The 24,880-nt window shown below is 63.2% G+C and carries 25 protein-coding genes and 1 tRNA gene; 18 read left to right on the top strand and 8 right to left on the bottom strand.

What is annotated here, in order from left to right:
- Position 1: 1 nt before the first annotated feature.
- Positions 2-91, bottom strand: a tRNA-Ser gene (locus tag FHX11_RS22460).
- Between the two features lie 306 nt (positions 92-397).
- Here FHX11_RS22460 and rplU point away from each other — a divergent pair.
- The 11 genes from rplU (at position 398) to modC (ending at position 10,353) form a co-directional block, all read left to right on the top strand.
- On the top strand, positions 398-715 hold the full coding sequence (gene rplU, locus FHX11_RS22455) for a 50S ribosomal protein L21 (RefSeq protein ID WP_004127263.1): 318 nt from the start codon (positions 398-400) through the stop codon (positions 713-715).
- A gap of 32 nt (positions 716-747) precedes the next feature.
- Positions 748-1,017 (top strand): 50S ribosomal protein L27, encoded by a 270-nt coding sequence (rpmA, locus tag FHX11_RS22450; protein ID WP_018855954.1) that lies wholly within the window; start codon positions 748-750, stop codon positions 1,015-1,017.
- 126 nt (positions 1,018-1,143) lie between these two features.
- Positions 1,144-1,779 carry a GNAT family protein gene (locus tag FHX11_RS22445; RefSeq protein ID WP_184361037.1) on the top strand — a complete coding sequence of 212 codons (636 nt, stop codon included), beginning with the start codon at positions 1,144-1,146 and terminating at the stop codon, positions 1,777-1,779.
- Positions 1,776-2,363: a GNAT family N-acetyltransferase gene (locus tag FHX11_RS22440; protein WP_184361034.1), complete on the top strand. Its 588-nt coding sequence runs from the start codon at positions 1,776-1,778 to the stop codon at positions 2,361-2,363. The genes FHX11_RS22445 and FHX11_RS22440 overlap by 4 nt, the downstream gene beginning before the upstream one ends.
- Before the next feature lie 541 nt (positions 2,364-2,904).
- The gene (gene obgE / locus FHX11_RS22435) at positions 2,905-4,017 is read left to right on the top strand and encodes a GTPase ObgE (protein ID WP_184361031.1); all 1,113 of its coding nucleotides are present in this window, start codon (positions 2,905-2,907) and stop codon (positions 4,015-4,017) included.
- A gap of 5 nt (positions 4,018-4,022) precedes the next feature.
- Positions 4,023-5,192 carry a glutamate 5-kinase gene (gene proB / locus FHX11_RS22430; RefSeq protein WP_184361028.1) on the top strand — a complete coding sequence of 390 codons (1,170 nt, stop codon included), beginning with the start codon at positions 4,023-4,025 and terminating at the stop codon, positions 5,190-5,192.
- Positions 5,185-6,468, top strand: coding sequence for a glutamate-5-semialdehyde dehydrogenase (locus FHX11_RS22425; protein WP_184361026.1), 1,284 nt, complete (start codon positions 5,185-5,187; stop codon positions 6,466-6,468). The genes proB and FHX11_RS22425 overlap by 8 nt, the downstream gene beginning before the upstream one ends.
- A 37-nt stretch (positions 6,469-6,505) precedes the next feature.
- Complete coding sequence (locus tag FHX11_RS22420) at positions 6,506-7,087, top strand: nicotinate-nucleotide adenylyltransferase (RefSeq protein WP_246781124.1); 582 nt, start codon at positions 6,506-6,508, stop codon at positions 7,085-7,087.
- A 610-nt stretch (positions 7,088-7,697) separates the two neighbouring features.
- Positions 7,698-8,495 (top strand): molybdate ABC transporter substrate-binding protein, encoded by a 798-nt coding sequence (gene modA / locus FHX11_RS22415; RefSeq protein WP_184361578.1) that lies wholly within the window; start codon positions 7,698-7,700, stop codon positions 8,493-8,495.
- An 86-nt stretch (positions 8,496-8,581) separates the two neighbouring features.
- Positions 8,582-9,283 (top strand): molybdate ABC transporter permease subunit, encoded by a 702-nt coding sequence (gene modB, locus FHX11_RS22410; RefSeq protein ID WP_184361022.1) that lies wholly within the window; start codon positions 8,582-8,584, stop codon positions 9,281-9,283.
- Positions 9,280-10,353, top strand: coding sequence for a molybdenum ABC transporter ATP-binding protein (modC, locus tag FHX11_RS22405; protein WP_184361020.1), 1,074 nt, complete (start codon positions 9,280-9,282; stop codon positions 10,351-10,353). The genes modB and modC overlap by 4 nt, the downstream gene beginning before the upstream one ends.
- Before the next feature lie 4 nt (positions 10,354-10,357).
- Here the strand turns inward: modC and FHX11_RS22400 are convergent, their stop codons facing one another.
- Positions 10,358-10,738, bottom strand: a complete 381-nt coding sequence (locus FHX11_RS22400; RefSeq protein WP_184361018.1) for a winged helix-turn-helix domain-containing protein — start codon at positions 10,736-10,738, stop codon at positions 10,358-10,360.
- A gap of 266 nt (positions 10,739-11,004) precedes the next feature.
- Between FHX11_RS22400 and rsfS the strand changes: the two genes are divergently transcribed.
- The 6 genes from rsfS to FHX11_RS22370 all read left to right on the top strand — a co-directional run bounded on the left by rsfS (position 11,005) and on the right by FHX11_RS22370 (position 16,959).
- Positions 11,005-11,451, top strand: a complete 447-nt coding sequence (gene rsfS, locus FHX11_RS22395; protein WP_184361016.1) for a ribosome silencing factor — start codon at positions 11,005-11,007, stop codon at positions 11,449-11,451.
- A 116-nt stretch (positions 11,452-11,567) separates the two neighbouring features.
- Positions 11,568-12,050 (top strand): 23S rRNA (pseudouridine(1915)-N(3))-methyltransferase RlmH, encoded by a 483-nt coding sequence (gene rlmH, locus FHX11_RS22390; protein ID WP_184361014.1) that lies wholly within the window; start codon positions 11,568-11,570, stop codon positions 12,048-12,050.
- Between the two features lie 181 nt (positions 12,051-12,231).
- A complete protein-coding gene (locus FHX11_RS22385; RefSeq protein ID WP_246781113.1) occupies positions 12,232-13,704 on the top strand; it encodes a murein hydrolase activator EnvC in 1,473 nt (490 codons plus the stop codon).
- A complete protein-coding gene (locus tag FHX11_RS22380) occupies positions 13,694-15,019 on the top strand; it encodes a S41 family peptidase (RefSeq protein ID WP_184361012.1) in 1,326 nt (441 codons plus the stop codon). The genes FHX11_RS22385 and FHX11_RS22380 overlap by 11 nt, the downstream gene beginning before the upstream one ends.
- 117 nt (positions 15,020-15,136) lie before the next feature.
- Positions 15,137-16,336: a divergent polysaccharide deacetylase family protein gene (locus tag FHX11_RS22375; RefSeq protein ID WP_184361009.1), complete on the top strand. Its 1,200-nt coding sequence runs from the start codon at positions 15,137-15,139 to the stop codon at positions 16,334-16,336.
- An 83-nt stretch (positions 16,337-16,419) separates the two neighbouring features.
- The gene (locus tag FHX11_RS22370; RefSeq protein ID WP_184361006.1) at positions 16,420-16,959 is read left to right on the top strand and encodes an RNA pyrophosphohydrolase; all 540 of its coding nucleotides are present in this window, start codon (positions 16,420-16,422) and stop codon (positions 16,957-16,959) included.
- A 47-nt stretch (positions 16,960-17,006) separates the two neighbouring features.
- Here FHX11_RS22370 and bfr read toward each other — a convergent pair whose 3' ends face one another.
- The 5 genes from bfr to FHX11_RS29980 form a co-directional block, all read right to left on the bottom strand.
- Positions 17,007-17,492, bottom strand: a complete 486-nt coding sequence (gene bfr / locus FHX11_RS22365; protein WP_184361003.1) for a bacterioferritin — start codon at positions 17,490-17,492, stop codon at positions 17,007-17,009.
- Positions 17,458-17,769 carry a (2Fe-2S)-binding protein gene (locus tag FHX11_RS22360; RefSeq protein WP_184361000.1) on the bottom strand — a complete coding sequence of 104 codons (312 nt, stop codon included), beginning with the start codon at positions 17,767-17,769 and terminating at the stop codon, positions 17,458-17,460. The genes bfr and FHX11_RS22360 overlap by 35 nt, the downstream gene beginning before the upstream one ends.
- A 229-nt stretch (positions 17,770-17,998) precedes the next feature.
- On the bottom strand, positions 17,999-21,487 hold the full coding sequence (locus tag FHX11_RS22355) for an error-prone DNA polymerase (protein WP_184360997.1): 3,489 nt from the start codon (positions 21,485-21,487) through the stop codon (positions 17,999-18,001).
- Positions 21,484-22,914, bottom strand: coding sequence for a DNA polymerase Y family protein (locus FHX11_RS22350; RefSeq protein ID WP_246781123.1), 1,431 nt, complete (start codon positions 22,912-22,914; stop codon positions 21,484-21,486). Before FHX11_RS22350 ends, FHX11_RS22355 begins: the two co-directional genes overlap by 4 nt.
- A gap of 40 nt (positions 22,915-22,954) precedes the next feature.
- Positions 22,955-23,941: a hypothetical protein gene (locus FHX11_RS29980; protein ID WP_246781112.1), complete on the bottom strand. Its 987-nt coding sequence runs from the start codon at positions 23,939-23,941 to the stop codon at positions 22,955-22,957.
- A 163-nt stretch (positions 23,942-24,104) separates the two neighbouring features.
- Here FHX11_RS29980 and FHX11_RS22345 point away from each other — a divergent pair, with 163 nt between their 5' ends.
- Positions 24,105-24,542, top strand: a complete 438-nt coding sequence (locus tag FHX11_RS22345; RefSeq protein ID WP_184360994.1) for a metallopeptidase family protein — start codon at positions 24,105-24,107, stop codon at positions 24,540-24,542.
- Positions 24,543-24,589: 47 nt separating this feature from the next.
- On the opposite strand, the gene FHX11_RS30080 is transcribed toward FHX11_RS22345, so the two are convergent.
- Positions 24,590-24,715, bottom strand: coding sequence for a hypothetical protein (locus tag FHX11_RS30080; protein ID WP_281411620.1), 126 nt, complete (start codon positions 24,713-24,715; stop codon positions 24,590-24,592).
- Positions 24,716-24,880 lie beyond the last annotated feature (165 nt).

Genomic DNA, 24,880 nt, shown 5'->3' with positions numbered 1-24,880 from the left:
ATGGCGGAGAGGGTGGGATTTGAACCCACGATGCCCTTGCAGGCATGCCGCATTTCGAGTGCGGTGCATTCGACCACTCTGCCACCTCTCCGGATATGCTGGTCGGCGCGTTTGAAGCGCGGGCTGTCTCATAGCGACAGTCGGCAAGGATGGCAAGGGCGAATATGAAAGCTTTTCATCCTTTTGCCTTGACAGATCACAGGCCCTTATATATCCCGTGCGACGCAATAGGTGTGGATAAGTCCGCGCCTTGCCCGCCCTGCTTCTCGCAGGGTTTCACCGGCAGATCTTTTTAGAGGCTCAAGCCTTTGGAATCCCTGCTCAATTTCGACTGACAAAAAGACGGCCGCTTGTCCAGCGTGGCAAGAGAGCCGGAACGAACATGAAAGGATAAAAAATGTTCGCAGTCATCAAGACCGGCGGTAAGCAGTACCGTGTGGCAGCCAACGACGTGCTGACCATCGAGAAGCTCGAAGTCACCGCCGGCGGCACCGTAGAATTCACCGAAGTCCTCGTTATCGGCGAAGGCGCCGACGCTGCGATTGGTGCTCCCTTCGTCAAGGGCGCTTCCGTCAAGGCCGAAGTGGTCGAGCACAACCGCGGCAAGAAGGTCATCGCCTTCAAGAAGCGCCGTCGTCAGAACTCGAAGCGTTCGCGCGGCCATCGCCAGCATCACACGGTCGTCCGCATCACGGACATCGTGGCTGCCAAGTAAGTAACGGGATCAAGGTTTAAAGGAGAACTCCAATGGCACATAAAAAAGCTGGCGGTTCCTCGCGCAACGGTCGCGATTCCGAATCCAAGCGCCTTGGCGTGAAGAAGTTCGGCGGCGAAACCGTCATCGCAGGCAACATCATCGTGCGTCAGCGCGGTACGCAGTGGCATCCGGGCGCCAATGTCGGCCTCGGCAAGGATCACACCATTTTTGCGCTTACGGCCGGCAATGTGAACTACCGTACGAAGGCCAATGGCCGCGTATACGTGTCTGTCATGCCGAAAGCGGAAGCAGCGGAATAAGCCGGTAGCGCTCAAAAACAGCCGGCGTCTCATCGACCCGGCTGATCGCATCAGGTTCAGTCAAGAAAAAAGGGGAGATGGGGCGCCATCTCCCCTTTTTCTTTACCCCAACAGGAGGACTGAACCATGCAAGGCGAATTGTTGAGGGAAGGCCAATCGAGGTCTCCCGAAGAACGGCTGAGGCCGGAGCGGTTAAGGACCGATTGCCCTGTCTTGTTGTCGGAAAGGCTCGTTCTGCGCGCGCCTCACGAAGAAGACATCGACGCCCTTGCCCATCTCGCCAACAACGCCAATGTCGCCACAATGGTATCGCGTATGCCGCACCCGTATACGACCGCCGATGCCGCCGATTTCGTGCGACGCACGAAGCTTGGCGAGATTGGCAAGTGCGTCTATGCCATTACCAAAGCCGACAACGGCGCCTTTCTCGGTTGCTGCGGCGTCGAGCCGACGGCCGACCCGGAAACGGTGGAGATCGGCTACTGGCTGGGCGAGCCCCATTGGAACAGGGGCTATACGACGGAAGCCGCCCATGCCCTGATCGACATGGTCTTCCGCACCCGTGAAAACGTCGCCCAGATCGACGCCCGCTGCCGGGTCATGAACGTCGCCTCGCGGCGGGTCGTGCAGAAGTGCGGCTTCCAGTTCCAGGGGTCCGGCCTTGCCGCCTCGCTGGCGCTCGGCAGCACGGTATCGGTCGAATGGTACAGGCTCGACCGCAAGACCTGGATGTCGCTCCGAAGCTGGGGAGGGATGAGATGAACGCGCTCGCCCTCACCCGCCGTGACGCCCGTATCCCGACGCCCGGCCCGACCCCGGTCATCCAGACGGGACGGCTGACCCTGCGGCCGCACCGGCTGAGCGATGCCGACGCCATGACGGAATCGCTGTCGGATTTCGCCGTCACCCGCATGCTCGCCCGCGTGCCGGTTCCCTATGACCGGCAGGATGCGCTGGATTGGCTGATCCCGCAGACCTCCGGTCTCGGCACCGACTGGGCGCTGGCGATCACCGAGAGAGACGACGTCCATATCGGCATGGTCGGTATCGATCTCAGGCATGGCCGCTGGCACCTCGGCTACTGGCTGAACCGCTACTACTGGCGGCGCGGCATCATGGGCGAGGCGGTGGCGGCGACGCTGGAGCGCTTCGCCCGCCGCATGCCGGATGTCGTCGTCCATTCCGGCGTCTTCGCCGACAACCAGGCATCCTTGAAGCTGCAGCAGAAGCTCGGCTTCGAGATCACGGGCTGCGCGGAGATCTACAGCTTCGCCCGCAACACCATGGTTCCGCATATCGAAACCGTGCTGAAGCCGGGCGCGCTGCGGCTTTCGCGGGCAGCTTGATATGAGATGAAGCTGGTCAGGGAGGCTTGTGCTTGTTGCGCCTGAGTGCCTGGCCCCTCACCCTAGCCCTCTCCCCGTTTCCACGGGGAGAGGGGATTATCCTTTTAAATCAGCAGCTTCGCAACCAGCCGCGAGAGAACGGCAAATACTGATCCGTCCCCTCGCCCCGCGAGCGGGGAGAGGGCTAGGGTGAGGGGCCAGGCAGGCAAGCGCGGCAACCGCGGGCGTGCCTGACCATCACCAATTCCGTTCATCGATCTCAACCCACCTCGGCGAGCGATCGAAGCCTCAAGCCATATGTCCGCATAGGGCGATTGGAAGAGGCTGAAACTCCGCAGGATGTTATAGATCATCACTTCACGATAATCTTTGACCTGCGGCTGAACGGCCTATATCGAAGGCAACATGACGGGCAAATGCGCGCCGCATATCCTGACGAATATGCAAAAGGCGCGGCACGAATTGAAAAACAGCGTATCGGCTTTCCGTAATCGCATTCGATTAGGAAATCCGGGCGCCGATACCGGGTGACGGACGCAAGATGAAATTTCTCGACGAAGCAAAGGTCTATATTCGCTCAGGCGACGGCGGCGCAGGCAGCGTCTCCTTCCGGCGCGAGAAGTTCATCGAGTTCGGCGGCCCCGACGGCGGCGATGGCGGCCGCGGCGGCGACGTCTGGGTCGAAGCCGTCAACGGGCTGAATACGCTGATCGATTTCCGCTATCAGCAGCATTTCAAGGCGACCATCGGCATGCATGGCATGGGCCGGAACCGCGCCGGCGCCAAGGGTGCCGACGTGACGCTGAAGGTCCCCGTCGGGACGCAGATCTTCGAGGAAGACGGCGAAACCCTGATCTGCGACATCACGCAGGAAGGCCAGCGCTTCCGTCTGGCCGCCGGCGGCAATGGCGGCTTCGGCAACGCCTATTTCAAATCCTCGGTCAATCAGGCGCCGGACTGGGCCAATCCCGGCCTGCCCGGCGAGGAAAAGACCGTCTGGCTGCGGCTGAAGCTGATCGCCGATGCCGGTCTCGTCGGCCTGCCGAATGCCGGCAAGTCCACCTTCCTGGCCGCCGTCAGCCGCGCCCGGCCGAAGATCGCCAACTATCCGTTCACGACGCTGCATCCCAATCTCGGCGTCGCCACCATCGACGGCCAGGAATTCATTCTGGCCGACATTCCCGGCCTGATCGAGGGCGCGCATGAAGGCGTGGGCATCGGCGACCGCTTCCTCGGCCATGTCGAGCGCACCCGCGTGCTGCTGCATCTGGTCTCCGCCCAGGAAGAAAAAGTCGGCAAGGCCTACAAGACCGTGAAGCACGAGCTTGAAGCCTACGGCAACAGCATCCCCGACAAGCCTGAAATCGTCGCGCTGTCGCAGATCGACGTGGTGGATGAAGAGACGCTGAAGAAGAAGACCCGCGAACTGGCGCGGGCCTGCGGCAAGACGCCCTTCCAGATTTCCGCCATCACTGGTCGCGGCATGACCGAAGTGCTGCGCGCGCTCCGCGACGTCATCGTCGAAGCCAATGCCGGCGAAGCCGACAAGCCAGCAAAGACGCTCAAAGTGCGGCATCGCGACGTTCAGGCCTCCGACGATCTGGACGACGGTCGCCGTGGTGACGGCGGTCGCCGTGGTGACGGCGAGGAGTAGCAGGGATGACTGCCCGCAAGTCGCTCGATCGCTACCGCCGCATCGTCATCAAGATCGGCTCGGCCCTTCTCGTCGACCGCAAGACCGGCCTGAAGAAATCCTGGCTCGACGGCATGTGCGCCGATATTGCCGCGCTGAAGGCCAAGGGCATCGATGTCCTCGTCGTCTCCTCGGGCGCCATCGCGCTCGGCCGCTCGGTGCTCGACCTGCCGTCCGGCGCGCTGAAGCTGGAGGAGAGTCAGGCCGCCGCCGCCGTCGGCCAGATTGCGCTCGCCCGCGCCTGGTCGGAAAGCCTGTCGCGTGACGATATCGTCGCCGGCCAGATCCTGCTGACGCTCGGCGATACCGAGGAGCGCCGCCGCTATCTCAACGCGCGGGCCACCATCAACCAGCTGCTGAAGATCGGCGCCGTGCCGATCATCAACGAGAACGACACGGTCGCCACCAGCGAAATCCGCTATGGCGACAATGACCGCCTCGCCGCCCGCGTCGCCACCATGACCGGCGCGGATCTGCTGATCCTGCTCTCGGATATCGACGGGCTCTACACCGCCCCGCCGCATCTCGATCCGCAAGCGAAATTCCTGGAAACGATCGCCGAGATCACGCCCGAGATCGAGGCCATGGCCGGCGGCGCCGCGTCCGAACTGTCGCGCGGCGGCATGCGCACCAAGATCGACGCCGGCAAGATCGCCACGGGCGCCGGCTGCGCCATGATCATCGCCTCGGGCAAGACCGAACGGCCACTCAACGCCATCGCAAACGGCGCGCGTTCCTCCTGGTTCGCGCCATCGGGCACGCCGGTGACCGCCCGCAAGACCTGGATCGCCGGACAACTGCAGCCGGCCGGCGAGCTGCATGTCGACGAGGGTGCGGTGACCGCGCTCGGCGCCGGAAAGAGCCTGCTGCCCGCCGGCGTGCGCAAGATCACCGGCCATTTCGGCCGGGGCGACACCGTTGCCGTCATCGGCCCGTCGGGCCGCGAAATCGCCCGTGGCCTTGTCGGCTACGATGCCGAGGAAGCCCGCCAGATCACCGGCCGCAAGTCGGCCGAGATCGAGGCGATCCTCGGCTATCCCGGCCGCGCCGCCATGGTGCACCGCGACGACCTCGTCATGACCGCGTCCGTCAAGACGAAGGCCGAGAAATTGAAGAAGGATGAAGCCCATGCTTGATACAGTCGCACAAAGCCCCGACATCGACACCTTGATGAACGATATCGGCCGCAAGGCCCGGGCTGCGTCGCGACCTCTGGCCTTCGCTTCCACCGAGAGCAAGAACAAGGCGCTCGCCGCCATGGCCGAGGCGATCCTCGCCCGCAAGGATCATATCCTGGCCGAAAATGCCAAGGACCTGAAGGACATCGAGGGCACGGATATCCTGGCTTCCTTCGTCGACCGCCTGACGCTCAACGACAAGCGCGTCGCGGAAATCGCCGAGGGCATCCGCGCCATTGCCGCCCTGCCCGATCCGGTCGGCGAAGTCATCGCCGCCTGGGATCGTCCGAACGGGTTGAAGATCGAGCGCGTGCGCACGCCGCTCGGCGTCATCGGCGTCATCTTCGAAAGCCGGCCGAACGTCACGGCCGATGCCGGCGCGCTGTGCCTCAAGGCCGGCAATGCCGTGATCCTGCGCTGCGGCAGCGATTCGCGCCGCTCGTCGCAGGCGATTTATGAATGCCTGGTCGAAGGCTTGAAAGCCGCCGGCCTGCCGGAATATGCGATCCAGCTCGTGCCCGTCACCGACCGCGCCGCCGTCGGCGCCATGCTGCGCGGGCTGGAAGGCAATATCGACGTCATCGTGCCGCGCGGCGGCAAGAGCCTCGTCGGCCGGGTGCAGAGCGAAGCCCGCGTGCCGGTCTTTGCCCATCTCGAGGGTCTTTGCCACGTCTATATCGACGCTTCGGCCGATCTGGACATGGCGAAATCGATCGTCGTCAATGCCAAGATGCGCCGCACCGGCGTCTGCGGCGCGGCCGAAACGCTGTTGGTGGATTCCAGGGTCGCGGCGACGCATCTGAAGCCGCTGCTCGACGGGCTGACCGCGGCCGGCTGCGAAATCCGCGGCTCCGCCGATGTGCTTGGCCTGGTGCCGGGCTTGAAGGCGGCAACGGAAGAAGACTGGTCGACGGAATATCTCGCCGCCATCATCTCGGTCGCCATTGTCGACGGTATTGACGGCGCGATCGCCCATATTGGCCAATATTCGTCGAACCACACCGAAGCGGTGATCGCCGAAGACCCCGCCGTGGTCGAGCGCTTCTTCACCGAGATCGATTCGGCGATCCTCCTGCACAATGCCTCGACGCAGTTCGCCGATGGCGGCGAGTTCGGCATGGGGGCGGAAATCGGCATCGCCACGGGCAAGATGCATGCGCGCGGCCCGGTCGGCGTCGAACAGCTCACCTCCTTCAAATACCGCGTGCGCGGCAGCGGACAGATACGGCCCTGACGTGCTGACAGAAGAGATCGATCACCGCTATCTGCGCATGCCGCATGCCGAGCGCGGCATGGTGGTCGGTCTTTTCGGCGGCTCGTTCAATCCGCCGCATGAGGGTCATGCGCTGGTGGCCGAAATCGCCATCCGCCGCCTCGGCCTCGACCAGCTCTGGTGGATGGTGACGCCGGGCAATCCGCTGAAGAGCCGCAATCATCTGGCGCCGCTGGCCGAGCGTGTCGCGCTAAGCGAAGCAATCGCCCACGATCCGCGCATCAAGGTGACGGCCTTCGAGCAGGCGCTTGGGCTGAGCTACACGGCCAATACGCTCGCCCACGTCAAGGCGCGCAACACCCAGGTCCATTTCATCTGGATCATGGGCGCCGATAGTCTCAACACCTTCCATCGCTGGCAGAAATGGCAGCAGATCGTCCGCACGTTCCCTATCGCCGTCATCGACCGGCCGGGATCGACGCTCTCCTATCTCTCGGCGAAGATGGCCAAGACATTCCACTATGCCCGTGTCGATGAGGATGACGCGCGGGTGCTCTGGAAGAAGCGGGCACCCGCCTGGACCTTCATCCATGGCCCGCGCTCGACACTGAGCTCGACGGCCCTGCGCGCCGCGCAATAGAGCAACTCCAGGAAAAATGCGGTTTTCCGTCCGGCATCGAGGCGCCGGCAATTCGATTTTCGGGAAAAACCTCCAGAAATGAAAAGCCCGACGGGGGAGGAGATCCGTCGGGCTTTCAAACCTGATCAGCAACAGGGAGGAGGAGAGTTGCTGATCGTTATCGGAAGGCATTGGGAGGAGGAGATCGCCGTTCCGATGATTGAGTTTTAGCAGATTTGACCAAAAGATAAATCGCCGATTGCGCAATGCAGCAATGCATAGAGAGCATAGCTATGAAAATTGCCTGCTCAAAAAACGCTTCTTTTTACATCATCCCGATGCGGGGCAATATATCAGCCGAAATGACATATTCACGAAAAAGCCATAGATTCGCACGATTCGTTACGTTGCGTCTTGCGCTGTGAGCGTTCGCCAATCTTCTGGGCGATTCCAGTCATGCGTTCACGGCATGTCAAAATGCTTCCCTCTATGGCAACGGCGATAAAATCCATAAAATTCGCAGGGTTATGGTGTCCACATGGCGCTGTATTTTTCCGGATATATCCCCTAGCCAAGCTTCGTCAGCCGTTATATCTCTCGAAACATCTCGACAATCCTAGGGAGAAATATGATGGCCACGGGTCGCCGCCAATGGATCAAGCTTGCAACCGCCGCCCTTTCCGCCGCCTGGCTCGGCCTGTCGGTCATTCCGGCACCGGCGCTCGCCGCTGAAAAAATCACCGTCTTTGCCGCTGCCAGCATGAAAAACGCGCTGGATAATCTCGATGCCGCCTATACCAAGAAGACCGGCACGCAGATCACCGTCTCCTACGCGGCCAGCGGGCCGCTCGCCAAGCAGCTCGAAAACGGCGCACCGGCCGACGTGTTCATCTCTGCCGACAAGAACTGGATGGACTATGTCGCCGACAAGAAGCTGATCAAGGCGGACAGCCGCGTCGACCTGCTGGGCAACGAGCTCGTCCTCGTCGCCGCCAAGGACAAGGCCAAGCCGGTCGAGATCAAGCAGGGCCTGGATCTTGCCGCCCTTCTCGGCGACGGACGCCTGGCGATCGGCCAGCCGGAATCGGTGCCGGCGGGCAAATATGGCAAGGCGGCGCTCGAGAAACTCGGCCTCTGGTCTTCCGTCGAAAAGAAGGTCGCCGGCGCCGAAAGCGTGCGCGCAGCACTTGCCCTGGTCTCGCGCGGAGAAGCCCCCTTCGGCATCGTCTACCAGACCGACGTTTCCGCCGATCCGGGCGTCGCCGTCGTCGGCACCTTCCCGGAAGACAGCCATCCGCCGATCGTCTATCCCATCGCGATCACCGCCAGCAGCAGCAATCCGGACGTACAGGCCTATGTCGACTATCTGAAATCGGCTAAGGCTGTTCCGTTCTTCGAGCATGAAGGCTTCACGGTCCTGAAGCGGTGAGCCGCATCGCTCGACCATAGGCAAAGAGCTTTTTCGACAGGCTCGCCGGCTTCTGGCGAGCCTGACATGTTTTGACGAGGCGGAACTTGGACATATTGGGTTTGAGCAGCGACGAATGGACGGCCATCGAGCTCAGCCTGCGCGTCTCGACTGTCGCCATGCTGGTGAGCCTGCCCCTCGGCATTGTCGCCGCACTGTTGCTCGCCCGCGGCAAGTTCTGGGGCAAGTCGATCCTCAACGGCCTCATCCACCTGCCGCTGATCCTGCCGCCTGTCGTCACCGGCTTCCTCCTCCTCATCCTCTTCGGCCGCAAGGGACCGATCGGCGCGCTGCTCGATCAATATCTCGGCATCGTCTTCTCGTTCCGCTGGACGGGCGCAGCCCTCGCCTGCGGCGTCATGGGCTTCCCGCTGATGGTCCGCTCCATCCGCCTGTCGATCGAGGCGGTCGACCGCAAGCTCGAGGAGGCGGCCGGGACGCTGGGCGCCAGCCCGAGCTGGATTTTCCTGACTGTCACCCTGCCGCTGATCCTGCCCGGCATCATCGCCGGCATGATCCTGTCGTTTGCCAAGGCGATGGGCGAATTCGGCGCCACCATAACCTTCGTCTCCAACATTCCCGGCGAGACGCAGACCCTGTCGTCGGCGATCTACACCTTCACCCAGGTGCCGGGCGGCGACGCCGGCGCGCTGCGGCTGACGATCATCGCCGTCATCATCTCCATGGCCGCCCTGCTGGCCTCGGAATTCCTCGCCTATCTCGCCGGCCGGAGGGTCGATTTCGAATGACGCTCTCCGTCGATATCCGCCACAGGCTCGGCAACTTCTCCCTGGAGGCCGCCTTCACCTCCGATGGCGGCGTCACCGCGCTGTTCGGCCGCTCCGGCTCGGGCAAGACCTCGATGATCCGCATCATCGCCGGCCTCATCCGGCCCGACCACGGCCATGTCAGCCTCGACGGCGACGTGCTTGCCGACAGCGGCAAGCATCTCTTCGTGCCGCGCCATCGCCGCCGCTTCGGCTATGTCTTCCAGGAAGCCCGCCTTTTTCCGCATCTCTCGGTGCGGCAGAACCTGAATTACGGCCGCTGGTTCGCCCCGAGGACGGAGCGCGGCGAAAGCTTCGACGGCGTCGTCGACCTGCTCGGCATCGAGGCGCTGCTCGACCGTCGACCGGCAAAGCTTTCCGGTGGCGAGAAACAGCGCGTCGCCATCGGGCGCGCCCTGCTGTCGTCGCCGCGCCTGCTGTTGATGGACGAGCCGCTGGCGGCGCTCGACGAGGCCCGCAAGGCCGAGATCCTGCCCTATCTCGAACGGCTGCGCGACGAGACGAAGGTGCCGATCATCTATGTCAGCCACTCGATCGCCGAGGTGGCGCGGCTCGCCAACCGTGTCGTCGTCATGCGCGACGGCAAGGTGGAGGCGACGGGACCGGCGGTGGAGATCTTCAGCCAGCTTTCCGGCCCGCAGGCGATCGACCGCCGCGAGGCCGGCGTCCTGCTCGAGGGCCGCGTCGAACAGATCGATGGCGGGCATCGTCTGAGTATCGTCGCGCTGAAGACGGCGAAACTTTTCGTGCCCGGCGAGGCGGCCGGCATCGGCAGAACCGTCCGTGTCCATATACCCGCCCGCGACGTCATGCTGGCGACGGCCAGGCCGGAAGGCCTCAGTGCCCTCAACATTCTCGAAGGCTGCATTGTGGGGATGGGCGCCGCGGCCGACGGCACCGTCGAGGTAAGGGTCGATTGCGGCGGCGATACCGTGCTGGCCCGCATCACGCAATTTTCCGCCGAACGGATGGACCTGCGCGTCGGCCTGCCCATTCATGCCGTCATCAAGACCGTGGCGCTCGAATCCTGAAGGATCAGGACCTGGCTGCGGCGACGCCCTGGTTGCGATTGGCTTCCAGCCATTCGAGATCGCCGGCAATTGCCGCGCGCATCGCGCCTTCCATGGCCCGGAACCGCGCCAGCAACTCCTCGCCGAACGGCGTCAGCGCCGCGCCGCCGCCCTTCTGGCCGCCGCGCTGCGATTCCACCACCGGCTCGCGGAACATGCGGTTCAATTCGCTGATGAGCAGCCAGGCGCGACGATAGGACATGTCCATGGCGCGGCCGGCGGCCGAGATCGAGCCGGTGTCGCGAATATGTTCGAGAAGCTCCATCTTGCCGCGCCCGAGCCGGTCCTGACCGGGAAAACTGATGCGAAGGATGGGCTTCAAAGTGTCTGGTGGAGCTTTGGTCATGGTGTCGGCACGTTTCGGTTTCGCTCGTGTATACGCGCCCTTTACCCGCCTGTACATGGAGCAGGAGGACTGCAAAATACGGGCGGCATCACCATCTGCGAAAACTCTTGCGGGGTCCTGGCGCGAAGAATTGCCCGGATATGGTGCAAAAGAGCCGGTTTTTGCTACAAAACCCGCTCTTCATGAGCGATAGATATTGTTCTGCGTCTTGAAACCGTAATGTTTTGGTGCCTATCTTTCTTGTGTGATCGACTCAGATCACCTATGTGCATGTTCTGTTACTCAAGGAAGGAAGAGCACTGACAACAGTACACGCCAAGGGAAGAACGCATGTCGTTATCCCGAAGAGCCCGGAACGTGGCGCCGATGCCGCTGCCCGAGCCCTGCAAGCCGTCCTCGCAAGCCTCGAGGACTCCAAGGCCGAAAATATCGTCACCATCGACATTGCTGGCAAATCCGCGCTTGGGGACCACATGGTCGTCGTCTCCGGCCGCTCGAACCGGCATGTCCTGGCGATTGCCGACCACCTCATCACCGACATCAAGGACGAAGGCCTGGGCAATGCCCGCGTCGAAGGTCTGGAAGGCGGCGACTGGGTGCTGATCGACACCGGTGACGTCATCATCCATGTGTTCCGTCCCGAGATCCGCGAGTTCTACAACATCGAAAAGATGTGGGCCGCACCCGATCTCGACGAAGGCACATTGCACTAGATCGGTTTCCGGACGTACTCCCGGTTCCGGTTCGCAATTTTGAATCGCCGGACAGGATTGCCCGGCAAGGATTGATATTTGCGCCGCCGTGACGGCGGAAATGCTTGGGAGCGGGAATGCGGATAGGTCTTTTTGCCGTGGGACGGTTGAAAACCGGCCCTGAAAAGGATCTTGCGGCCCGTTATCTCGACCGCTTCGCCAAGGCCGGTCCGGCGATCGGCCTGGAACTGGCGCGCATGACCGAAGTTGCCGAAAGCCGCGCCTCCAACGGCGAGACGCGCAAGCGCGAGGAAGCGGCCCTGCTTGCCAAGGCGCATCCGGACGGCGGCATCCTCGTCCTCCTCGACGAGCGCGGCAAGGCGCTGGACAGCGAAGCTTTCGCCGCCCTGCTCGGCACCTTCCGCGATCAGGGCAAGCGTGACCTGACCATCGCCATCGGCGGCGCCGACGGCCTCGACCCCTCGCTATACGACAGGGCCGACGCCACCATCTGCCTGGGCAAGATGACCTGGCCGCACCAGCTCGTGCGCATTCTCATCGCCGAACAGCTCTACCGCGCCGTCACCATCCTGTCGGGCCATCCCTACCACCGCGTTTGAGGCCGCACAGCCGGTTGCCAGGCCCGCGAAAACAGTTTGGCTTTCCGCCGTTTTGAGTTAACGGAACGCTCACACAGGCGTGTTTTGATTCCCGCCGAAAAAATCACGATGCTTCCTAGGTAATCGCGGCAAATCAGCTTAGTTTCACGCGATCCGAAGGGACCAGGCTCGAACCGACTGGATGAAGACAACCCCGACCATGCTTTCCCGTCTGCTGCTGCCGTCGCTGGCCGCATGTCTTGGTGTGAGCGCCTATGTCGCGGGACCATTCCCGTTCCGCGATATCGCCCTGGCGCAGGATAGCGGCGGCGCGGCGGCGCAAACGACAGCCAATCCGCCGTCCTCGCCAACCCCCACTACCGCGCAGGGGCCGGGACCAGCCGAGCAAGCTCCCGATCCGGCTGCCGATCTCGCTCGCAAGCGCGACGAGACCCGTGCGGCGCTGGAAGAACTGTCGAAGACGATCAATCTTTCCTCCGACAAGACGAAAGCCCTGGAAGACGGCATCGCCGCGCTCGACAAGAGCACCGCCAGCCTGCGCCAGGCGCTGATCGACAGCGCCGCGCGCCGCAGGGACATGGACCGCAAGATCCAGCAGAGCGAGAAGACGCTGACGGATCTCGCCGTCAAGGAAGACAAGGTCCGCAAATCGCTGCACGATCGCCGTGCGCTGCTGGCCGAGGTCCTGGGCGCACTGGAGCGCATGGGCCGCAATCCGCCGCCGGCGCTGCTGGTGACGCCCGACGACGCGCTCGCCTCCGTGCGCAGCGCCATCCTGCTCGGCGCCGTCGTTCCCGGCATGCGCAAGGAGACTGACAAGCTCATCGCCGACCTCACCGATCTCACCAAGCTGCAGGCCGCCACCGCGGCCGAGAAAGCCGATCTCACCGCCACCATGACCAACAGTCTGGAGGAGGAGCGGCGCATGGACCTGCTGATCGCCGAGAACGACAAGCTCAGCCAGGAGAATGCCGCCAAGCTCGATCTCGAACACAGGCGCGCCGAGGAACTGGCGAGCCAGGCGACCAGCCTCGAGGGTCTCGTCGCCTCGCTGGAGAGCCAGATCGGCTCGGTGCGCGACGCCGCCGCAGCGGCGCGGGCGGAACAGCTCCGCCGCGAGCAGCTCACCGATCAGCAGCGCGAACAGGCCAAGGCCCTGGCCGAAAGCGGCGTGCCCGATAAAAACCGCATTACGCCCGCATATCCGTTTTCCGACCTTAAACAGAAATTGGAGCTGCCTGTGGCGGGCGACATTCTCCGCCAGTTCGGCGACGACGATGGCACGGGCCACACGGCGATGGGTGCGACCATTGCAACCGGCCCCGATGCGCTCGTCACGGCTCCCGCCGATGCGACGGTCGTTTACGCCGGCGCCTTTCGCAGCTACGGCCAAATGATCATTCTGGATACCGGCGACGGCTATCATATGGTGCTGTCGGGCATGGACGCGATCAAGACGCGCCTGGGCAAATTTGTCTTCGCGGGCGAGCCGCTCGCCGTGATGGGCCAAAAAAGAGTCGCGAGCGCGACCGCATTGGCGCTGGAAACGGATCGGCCAACGCTTTACATTGAATTCAGAAAAGATGGAAAACCGGTCGATTCTCGACCCTGGTGGACCTCCAAAGACACTGGAAAGGCACGCAATGATACGTAGGGCTTCTCTTGTTCTCGTTGGCGCATTGATGGGTGCGACCGCGATGAGCGTCATCTACACGGCGGTGGTGCCGGCGGAAGCCGCTGGCTCGTCCACGTACAAGGAGCTGTCGATTTTCGGCGACGTCTTTGAACGCGTTCGCGCCCAGTACGTGACGCCGCCCCAGGAAGACAAGCTCGTGGAAGCCGCCATCAACGGCATGCTGTCTTCGCTGGACCCGCATTCGAGCTACATGAATGCCAAGGATGCCGACGACATGCGCACCCAGACCAAGGGTGAATTCGGCGGTCTCGGCATCGAAGTGACGATGGACAACGACCTGGTGAAGGTCATCACCCCCATCGACGACACGCCCGCCGCCAAGGCCGGCGTTCTCGCCGGCGACTACATCACCGCCATCGACGGCCAGTCGGTTCGCGGCCTGAAGCTGGAGGACGCGGTCGAGAAGATGCGCGGCGCGGTCAAGACGCCGATCAAGCTGACGCTGATGCGCAAGGGCGCCGACAAGCCGATCGAGCTTACCATTATCCGTGACGTGATCGCCGTTGCCGCCGTCAAGTCGCGCGAAGAGGGCGATGTCGGCTATCTCCGCATCATTTCCTTCACCGAGAAGACCACGCCGGATCTCGAGGCTGCGATCGCCAAGATCAAGAAAGATATCCCTGCCGACAAGCTGAAGGGCTATGTTCTCGACCTGCGCCTCAATCCGGGCGGCCTGCTCGACCAGGCGATCAACGTTGCCGACGACGTGCTGGAGCGTGGCGAGATCGTCTCCACCCGCGGCCGCAATCCGGACGAGACCCGCCGCTTCAACGCCGGCCCGGGCGACATCACCGACGGCAAGCCGATCATCGTGCTGATCAACGGCGGTTCGGCTTCCGCTTCGGAAATCGTCGCCGGCGCCCTGCAGGATCTGCGCCGCGCCACCGTGGTCGGCACCCAGTCCTTCGGCAAGGGCTCCGTGCAGACGATCATCCCGCTCGGCGACGGCAATGGCGCACTGCGCCTGACGACGGCGCTCTATTACACGCCGTCTGGCCGCTCGATCCAGGGCACCGGCATCACGCCGGACATCAAGGTCGACCAGCCGCTGCCCGACGAATTGAAGGGCAAGCTCCTGACCGAGGGCGAATCCAGCCTGCCGGGCCACATCAAGGGCCAGAGCGAGACCGACCAGGGCTCCGGCTCGGCCGCCTACGTGCCGCCGGACCCGAAGGACGACGTCCAGCTCAAATACGCGCTCGACCTGCTGCGCGGCGACAAGACCGATCCGGCCTTCCCGCCGAATCCGGAAAAGGCGGTCTCCTCCAAATAAGGAAGCAGCGCCGGGCTGGAAACAGACCCGGCGCTTTCATATCCGGGGAATCCTCCGCGCCGCCGATGAGGGAGCGCTCCGGAGCAGACAGTTTCCCGCTTGGGGTGGATACGGACTTTGGGAACGGATTTGCATGCACCGCTCGGCCAGAATCGCGGCCCTGGCCGGAAACGGCCACGCCCGCCCTTCGGTCGCATCCTCGGCGGCCTCTGCCTGATCGCGATCGCCAGCTTTTCCCTCTATTCGGCGCTGTTGCGCGACGATCTCCAGAAAACCCAGCCCATCGTGGCGGCCGAGAAGACTGCTCCTGCGCCGCCGGCCGACGACAGGCCGGCTCCGGCCGCTCAAACGGGCCTGACGGAGGTCGATCCACAATCCGGTGCCAATAGCTCGCGGATCGTCACCGGCGACGGCTCGGTCGTGACCATGTTCAGCCCGAACACGCGCGACGGCAGCGGTCCGGTGCTGATCAACGCCAATCAGATCGGCCAGGACCCGCGCATGGCGGCAACGCCGAACGACAGCCTGCTGGAGGATTCGCCTTTCGGCAGGCTGCCGATCACCGCGCCAAGCGGGCTGCGGCCGATGGATCAATATGCGCGACCCTGGTCCGGCGCGCGCGGCACGCGCGTCGCCATCGTCGTCAGCGGTCTCGGCCTCAGCCAGACCGGCACGCAGCGGGCCATCGAGAAACTGCCGGAAGATATCACCCTTGCCTTTGCCGCCAGCGGCAACAGCCTGCAGCGCTGGATGCAGGAGGCGCGGCGCGGCGGACATGAGATCCTGATCCAGGTGCCGCTCGAACCTTTCGACTATCCCGGCAACAATCCCGGGCCGGATACGCTCCTGACCTCGCAGCCGGCGGCCAGGAACATCGAGAACCTGCATAAGGCCATGGGCAGGATCACCAACTATACCGGCGTGATGAACTATCTGGGTGGGCGCTTCCTGTCGAACACCGACGCCCTGCAGCCCGTCATGCGCGATATCGGCAAGCGCGGCCTGCTGTTCCTCGACGACGGCTCCTCCGCCCAATCCAAATCCGGCGCCATCGCCAAGGCGCTGGAAACACCGCATGCCTTCGCCGACATGCAGCTCGACGGCGAGTTGCAGCAGGACGCCATCCTGAAGAAGCTTGACGAGCTGGAGCGCGTCGCGCGTCGCAACGGCTCGGCCATCGGCGTCGCCGCCGCCTTCGACGAGAGCATCGACGCCATCAGCAAATGGAGCGAGGAGGCGGCCATGCGCGGCATCGAGATCGTCGCCGTCTCGGCGCTAACCGACGACCCTAAAGCAATTCCAGGAAAAGTGCGTTAGCGGTTTTCCATCCGGAATTGAGCAGAAACAATAAGTTAGAGCGGTTGCACGCTCTAGACATTCCTGACCGCTGGAGAACGAAGATGAGCAAGCCCCATACGCCCGTCAGAGCCGAAGACCTGCCTTACCGCCCCTGCGTCGGCATCATGGTGCTGAACCGCGACGGCCTGGTCTGGGCCGGCCGGCGCATTCCGGTCGGAAACTCCGAATATGACGGCTCGCCGCAGCTCTGGCAGATGCCGCAGGGCGGCATCGACGCGGGCGAGGACCCGCTGGAAGCCGCCTATCGCGAACTTTACGAAGAGACCGGCATGAAGACGGTGACGCTGCTGGCCGAAGCGAGGGAATGGATCAACTACGATCTGCCGCCGCAGTTGATCGGCATCGGCCTCAAGGGGAAATTCCGCGGCCAGACCCAGCGCTGGTTCGCCTTCCGTTTCGATGGCGACGGGAGCGAAATCGCCATCAACCCGCCGCCGGGCGGTCATGATCCGGAATTCGATGCCTGGGAATGGAAGCCGATGACGCAGCTTCCGGGTTTGATCGTCGCCTTCAAACGCTCGGTCTATGAGCAGGTGGTGGCTGAATTCCAGCACCTGGCCGGCCTGAAGGCTGAAGACTGAGGCGTAGGAGATCCGGCCGCCGCAAAAGCGGCCGGAACGGGATGCGATTATTCGGCGGAATCGGCCGAATCGGCATTGAGCTGGCCGTATTTGGCCTCGCCGATCTTGCCGAGCAGCTCGAGCTGGGTTTCCAAGAAGTCGATATGGCCTTCCTCGTCGATCAGCAGCTCCTCGAACAGCTTCATCGACACGTAGTCGCCGGCGTCATGACAGATGTCGCGCGACTTCTTGTAGGCGGTGCGGGCGTCGTATTCGCCGGCGAGATCCGCTTCCAGCACTTCCTTGACATTCTGGCCGATGCGCAGGGGCGCCAGGGTCTGCAGGTTCGGATGACCTTCGAGGAAGATGATGCGGGCGACGAGGCGGTCGGCGTGCTGCATCTCCTCGATGGATTCCGCGCGCTCCTTCTTGGCGAGCTTGGTATAGCCCCAGTCCTCGAGAAGCCGATAATGAACCCAATATTGGTTGACTGCGCCGAGCTCGAGGAACAGAGCCTCGTTAAGCCGCTCGATGACTTTTTTGTCGCCTTTCAATGTCCGCTCTCCTGTTTTCTTCATGGAATTTTTTCAGGCGGGACATGAAATCAAATATTTCGGCTTCCGTCGAGTGGCGACGGGCATGATAGTCCTCGGTTGTCTGTATAATGATATCAACGACATTCGGGAAACAGCCGCAGCAACGGCCGCGCTTCGACATGGCGTGATACACCTTGGCGGGGACGATGAGCTGCCAACAGTCCTGATCGAGGAGCTCGGTGATGACCTCCCGGATTTCCTTGTCGGTGATGTAATTACAGCTACAAACCAGCATTCTTCGCTCAGCCCGTCAAACATGACATTTGCTGTCTTGTTATCTGCGAAAGAAGACGATCTTTGTCAAGAAAAATCGATTCATTTTTCGCTAGAGCAAATCCATGAAAAACGCGCAGCGGTTTCCCGTCCGGAATTGCATCGGACAAAAGCCTAGAGCGGTTCCGTGAAACGCTGAACCGCTCTAGGCACGGCCGGCATCGCCCTATCCGAGGCACCACCGATCGATTTCAATGAAAATTGCGGCCGCGCGGCATGACCCTGGCGGTCTCGGCGGCATCCTTGCGGCCATCTGTCGCGACCTTGCCGTCCTGCCCGCGATCCGGATGCCCAGGTCCGCCAGCATGTCTTCGCTGCCGATGATCCATGGTCGGGCGCAAAGCCTCGTCCGCCCGGTCGCTGACGCCGAAACGTCTGCTGTCGCGTTGCAGGATGCCAAGCGCCGGCGTCATGTCCTCGATGTGATCGACCACCACATGGATGACGCCGCTCTCGCTCTGCAGGCGGCCACGGATCTTCACCAGCCGGGCGCCCATGACGATGGCGCGGTATTTCTCGAACATTTTCGGCCAGACGATCGCATTGGCGACGCCGGTCTCGTCCTCCAGCGTCATGAAGATCACGCCCTTGGCCGAACCCGGCCGCTGGCGCACCAGCACCAGCCCGGCGATCGTCACCATCCGGCCGTTGGCGACAGAGGGCAGATCCCGGCTGCGCACGATGCCCTGCCGCGCGAAATCGGCGCGCAGGAAGGAAACCGGATGCGCCTTCAGGGATAGCGATAGATAACGGTAGTCCTCGATCACCTGCTCGCCGGGCAGCATTTCGGGGAGCGACACCGCCGGCTCCACCTGCAGCTCCGCATGATCGCCGAGATCGAAGAGCGGAAGCTTCTCGGCCGCACTGCCGGCATCGAGCGCCCTGACCGCCCAGAGGGCCTCGCGCCGGCTCAGGCCGATGGAGCCGAAGGCATCGGCATCCGCCAGGCGTTCGATCTGCGCTTTGGCAAGCCCGGAGCGCAGCCAGAGATCGCGCACGGACCGATAGCCATCGCCGCGACGGGCGACGAACTGCTCCATTTCCTTGTCCGACAGGCCCTTGACCTGCCGGAAGCCGAGGCGGACGGCACATCGCGTCCTGATGTGATCGCGCATCGACGCATGCCGGGGTTCGATCGCCTCCCGATCGAACCTCGCGTCCTCCAGCAGGCAATCCCAGCCGGACCGGTTGACATCCACCGGCCGAACCTCGACGCCATGCTCGCGCGCATCGCGCACGAGCTGCGCCGGCGCATAGAAGCCCATCGGCTGGGCATTGAGGATCGCCGCGCAGAAGACATCGGGATAATAGGTCTTGAGCCAGGAGGAGGCGTAGACGAGAAGGGCGAAGGAGGCGGCATGGCTTTCGGGAAAGCCATATTCGCCGAAGCCTTCGATCTGGCTGAAGCAGCGTTCGGCAAAGTCGGGAGGGTAACCGTTCGCGACCATGCCCGAAACCATGTCCTGCTTGAACTCGTCGACTTTTCCCGTCCGCTTGAAGGTCGCCATGGATCGGCGCAGGCGGTCAGCCTTGGCGGCCGAAAATCCGGCGGCCGTAATGGCGATCTGCATCGCCTGTTCCTGGAACAGGGGAACACCCAGCGTTCGCTCCAGAACCGCCTTCAATTCCGGCCGGTGATAATCGATCGGCCGGTTGTGAAGGACGTCGTCCCGCCGCTTGAGATAGGGATGCACCATGTTGCCCTGGATCGGGCCCGGGCGAACAATCGCCACCTCGATGACCAGATCATAGAATTTGCGCGGCTTGAGGCGCGGCAGCATGCTCATCTGCGCCCGGCTTTCGATCTGGAAGACACCGATCGTATCGGCGCGGCAGATCATGTCATAGACCGGGATTCCGTCGGGATATTCGCCGCTGCCAAGATCGGCAAGCTGCTTCTTCACGTCATAATGCAGCAGAAGGAGATCGAAGGCCTTGGCGAGACAGGTCAGCATGCCGAGCGCCAGCACGTCGATCTTCAATATATTGAGATTGTCGAGATCGTCCTTGTTCCATTCGATCATGTAGCGGTCGTCCATCGCCGTTTTCATGATCGGCACCACCTCGTCCAGCCGGTCCTTGGTGATGACGAAACCGCCGACATGCTGGGTCAGATGCCGCGGAAAGCCCATCAATGTCGTGGCATAGGACAGGACACGCCGCGTCGTCTTGTCCTTGAGATCGAGGCTGGCAAGCCTGGCTTCCCGTTCGGACAGCTCCTCCGTCGACCAGCCCCAGACGCCGCTCGCAAGCGCCGACTGCACATCCTCCGACAGGCCGAAGGCCTTGGCGACTTCGCGGCCGGCCGAACGCGCCCGGTAGCTGGTGACCGCCGCCGTCAGTCCGGCATGTTCCTTGGCGTAATGCCTGTAGATGAACTGAATGACCTCTTCACGCTTCTCATGCTCGAAATCGACATCGATGTCCGGCGGCTCCTCCCGCTCCGTCGAGATGAAGCGCTCGAAGAGCAGGGTCGTCATTTCCGGATTGACCTCGGTAATCCTGAGACAATAGCAGACCGTCGAATTGGCCGCCGATCCCCGCCCCTGGCACAGGATATTCTCGCTGCGGGCAAACGCCATGATGCGGTGCACCGTCAGGAAATAGGGCTCATATTGCCGCTCGCGGATAAGCTTGAGCTCATGCTCGATCTGCATCGAGACCTTCTCGGGAATCTTGTCAGGATACCGCCATTTCGCGCCCTCCCAGGTCAGCCGCTCCAGCGTTTCCGCAACGCTTTCGCCGGGAATGCTCTCATCGGGATAATTATGCTTCAGCTCATCCAGCGAAAAAGACAGCCGACTAAGGAATTTCTGCGTATTGGCGATGGCTTTCGGATAATCCCGGAAGAGCCGCGTCATCTCGGCTCCGTCCTTCAGGAAACGTTCAGCATTTGCCGCCAGTTTGAAGCCGGCTTCGGCGATCGGTACATGCTCGCGGATCGAGGTCACGATGTCGGCAAGCGGCTTGCGTTCGGTTGCGTGATAAAGCGGCTGGTTGCTGGCGATCAGCCGCACGCCGTTGCGCTGCGCCAGAATGGAAAGTGAGGCAAAGACCAGCCGATCCTGCCCGTCATAGGCCGGCGACAGGACCATATGGAGCTTCCGGCCGAAGCGCATCCATAGCCGCGCAAGGCATTGCTCCAGCCTTGCCTGCCCCTCCGTTGTCTCCACGCTCGCGGCATCCGGAACGAGCGCCAGCATCATCTCGTCGCCCCATTCCAGCAGATCGCTTTCGTTGAGGATGCAAATGCCTTTCTCGCCGCGCAGATTGCCGGCGCTGAGCAGCCGGCAAAGATGCGCCCAGCCCTGGCGGTTCTGCGGGAAAGCGAGGATATCGGGCGTTTCGTCGGCAAAGACCAGCCGGGCACCAGGTTGGAAAGGAACCGGTTTCAGGGCTTCCTGCTCCGGCTCCCCCCGTTTCCGGCGCTCCGCATTGTCCGCGACCACCCTCTCATATTCCGCCTGGAGAAGCTTGGCATGCGCATGCGCCTTGACCACGCCGGCAACCGAATTGCGGTCGGCAATTCCCAGTCCGGACAGCTTCAGGCGCGCAGCCTGGATGACCATCTCCTCCGGATGCGAGGCGCCTTCGAGAAAGGAGAAGTTGGTGCGCGCGCCGATCTCGAAGAAGGGCGTGATTTCAAATGCTGGGGCAAGAGCGGGGGCGGGGGCGCTCATGGGAATATTCCATGCATGAACCAGTCCGGCGCCGTCCCGCCCCGACCATAAAGCCCCTTGCGGAACAGCCAGTAGCGATGACCGTCCTCGTCCTCGACGCGGAAATAATCGCGGGCCGGCGCATCGTCCTCCGCCTCGATCCACCATTCCGCCGCCAGCCGTTCCGGCCCCTCGGCCCGCTGCACCCGATGCATCATCCGCCGCCAGCGGAACTGCCGGGGCGGGCCGTCTGGGACTTCGGCGGCGAAGGTTTCGATCGGCTCCGGCACGCGGAACAGCCTGAGCGGCCGCTCGCCCCGGAAAAAGCCGTGGCCGGCATCCTGCCCGCCCGTCCGCCGGCGCGGAACAAGGATCTCCATGGCGTGCAACGGTTGGACCGCCCGTTCGGGGACATGGCTTTGCCTGAGCTCGAAGCCCTGCAGGCAATCCGGCCCCAGCCGCGCCGCCACCCGGTCGACGAAGGCGGCAAGCGACGTGCCCTGCCGATCCTCGCCGATGAAATCGCCCTGGGCGGTCTCGAAAGGCGCATGCTGCAGAACATTGAGGCGGACGATCTCGAAGCCGTATCCGACATCGAGATCATCATGAATGGCGGTAAAGCGCTCCGTGAACAGGCCGGCGATCCGCCCCGGCTCGCGCAGCGGCTGCGACGCGCCGGCGGCGACGCGGAAGACCGCGCCGTCGACCCGAAACAAAAGAAGCTCGAAGGACCGGCCGCCGACGCCGCGCGCCTCCAGCCCCGGTTTCAGGGTTTCGGCAAGCGCATGGGCGAGCCGCAGGAGATCGGCCTCCGCCTGCACCGGCTCGGCAAGCCGCCGCTCGGCCGACAATTGCGCCACGGGCCGGCGCGGCGAGATCGCCTCCTCGGCGAGGCCGATCGCCTGGTCGAGCCGCAGAAGCAGCTGCGCCCCGAAGCGGCGGGCGAGCGGCGCGCGTGGCGCGGCGAGAAGATCGCCCACCTGCTTCAATCCCAGCTTCTGCAGGGCGGCGACGGTTTCCTCGCCGAGCCTCAGCGACGCCACCGGCAACGGCGCCAGCGCCTCCTCCATCGCCTGCGGAGGAACGACGCGGCTGTCGTCGAAACGCGCAACCGCCCAGGACAGGCCCGGCGCCGAGGAAATCGCGCCGCGCACGTCGAGCCCGAGCCCGGAAATGCGGATCAATATATCCTCGAGCAGCGCCTCTTCGCCGCCGAAGAGATGGGCACAGCCGGTGATGTCGAGAAACAGCCCGTCCTTGCCGTCGATCGCCACCAGCGGCGTATAGCGGTCGCACCAGTCGGCGATCGCTTCCAGGAGCTTGCGGTCCGCCGCAAGGTCCTCCTCGACGATGTCGAGCGCCGGACAGATCGCCTTCGCCTCGGCCACGCCCTGGCCGGGCTTCAGCCCGATCATCTCGGCCCTCTCGTTGAGGGCGGTGAGCCGCATGCTATTGTTGAGCTTGCCGGCGCAGGCCAGCGGCGGCGCCTCAAGCCGGCCGGCCGAACGCCAGGACAGACCCCAGCGCTTGCGGGCGATCCGGTCGGTCGGCAGATGCGGGAAGGTCAGCGCCAGAATGCGCTGCGTGTTCGCCGGGAAAGGCAGGGCGCCGGACATCGGAGACAGGGGTAAACTGGCGGTCATGGGCATTCCACTCCAGGGTTATGGAAAAAGGCGCCGGGTTGCGGCTCTTTTCCAGGGTGAGACGAAAGACCGGATGACCGATGCTGCCGCCAAGCACCGTTCCATCCGGCAGGGGCCGCGCCAAAGCCGGCGCGGGTTCGACACGGAAGCGGAAGAGGGCGCTGCTCGCCTCCTCCTCGCCTCCCTGCCGCAGGAGAAACAGGGGCCGGCCCGCCGCCTTGGCCCTAAGCGCCAGCCGCCGGCTCTCGGTCAGCCCGAAGCGGGCGGGATTGCCGCGCACCTCCAGGACGACGACTGCGAAGGCGGCACTGGCAAGGGCTGCTTCCGCCAGCCACAGGGCCTCTTCCAGCTTGCGCGGCGCGGCCTGCAGGAAACCGGCCGGCTCCAGCCCGAAATCTCTGAGACCGATGGCATAGGGCAGGCCCGCCTCCATCGCCGCCACCGTGTCGCCGATCCACAGAACCGGTGACACGGCCGCGGTCTTGCCGGGGGCCTGCGCGCCCCCAAGCCGCCCCTCAGGCCGCCCTGCAAAAACTCCAAGCCGCGCGGCAAGGGCAAGCGCAAAGCCGCTGGCAGCGCCCGCATCCCGCAGACCGAGCGAGCGGATCTCCGTCAGCGCGTCGAGCGGCACGCCGCCCTGCATCGCCGCGTCGAGATCAACAATCCCGGTCGCAAGCAAAAGCTGGGCTTCCGCCGCCGGACGATGATCCGGTTCCGTTGCCAGCGCCTCATGCGCCGCTGCGGCCAGCGCCGGAAGCGGCCTGCCTTCCAGTCGGGCGATGGTTTCACGCAGGGCAAAAAGCGTTTCCCGCGCCACGGCGGTCTCAGCCATGACGTTAGCTCCAGATCGATAATGTTCCTGTTATGTTCTTATGGATTCCAGAGGTCGGCCGAAGAGTCAACATGATTCTATGAGAAAATTTTCCTATGCCGCATTCGGCTCTCGAAAAACCCAAGCAAAGGTTCTATATGACCAGCTAAGGAAGGAAGCATTCATGGCCCGCATTGACCAGAGCGAGGATTGGCGGGACCGCCATGCCCCCTCGATCAGCACATTCGAATCGCTGGCCATGGAGGCCTACAGCCATCTGCCGGAGGAATTCCGTGCGCTCACCAAGGATCTCATCATCCTGATCGAGGATTTCCCCGACGACGACGTCTTCGAGGACATGGCGCTGGAAACGCCTTTCGACCTGCTCGGTCTCTTCGAGGGCCGCGGCATATCCGAGCGCTTCACCGCCCAGACCGGGGAAATGCCGAACAAGATCCGCCTCTATCGCCGGCCGATCATCGATTACTGGGCGGAAAACGAGGAAACCCTCGGCGACATCATCACCCATGTCCTGATCCACGAGATCGGCCACCATTTCGGGCTCAGCGACGAAGACATGGAGCGCATCGAGGAAAGCGCCGAAGAGGCGACGGATCGGTGACGCAGCGCGCATTTGCAAATTGTTGAAAAGAGACGAAGCCCGGCAATTTACTCGCCGGGATGAAGCCTTTGCCGGCGCCGGTCATTCCAATCATTGGCGAACACGGCGATCCAGCCCAGCGCCGCGATGACAAAGGGCAGAACAAAGAAAAAGAAGATGGCTGCGCTATTCATAGTTTCAGCCTCCCCAAAACGTGCCTTGCTGCCATATGTAATGTAAAAGCAGCAAAAAGCCAACTAACGCTGGAAAGAATAGCAATCCAGGAGAATTGCAAAGAGGCCGCGCCGTTCACGGCCGAGACGACAGGAGCGATCAGGCCCGCCGCAATACAGGCGGTT

This window comes from Rhizobium sp. BK602 (genome assembly GCF_014195095.1).
GTDB lineage: Bacteria > Pseudomonadota > Alphaproteobacteria > Rhizobiales > Rhizobiaceae > Rhizobium.
This window is presented reverse-complemented; position numbering and strand designations above follow the sequence as displayed.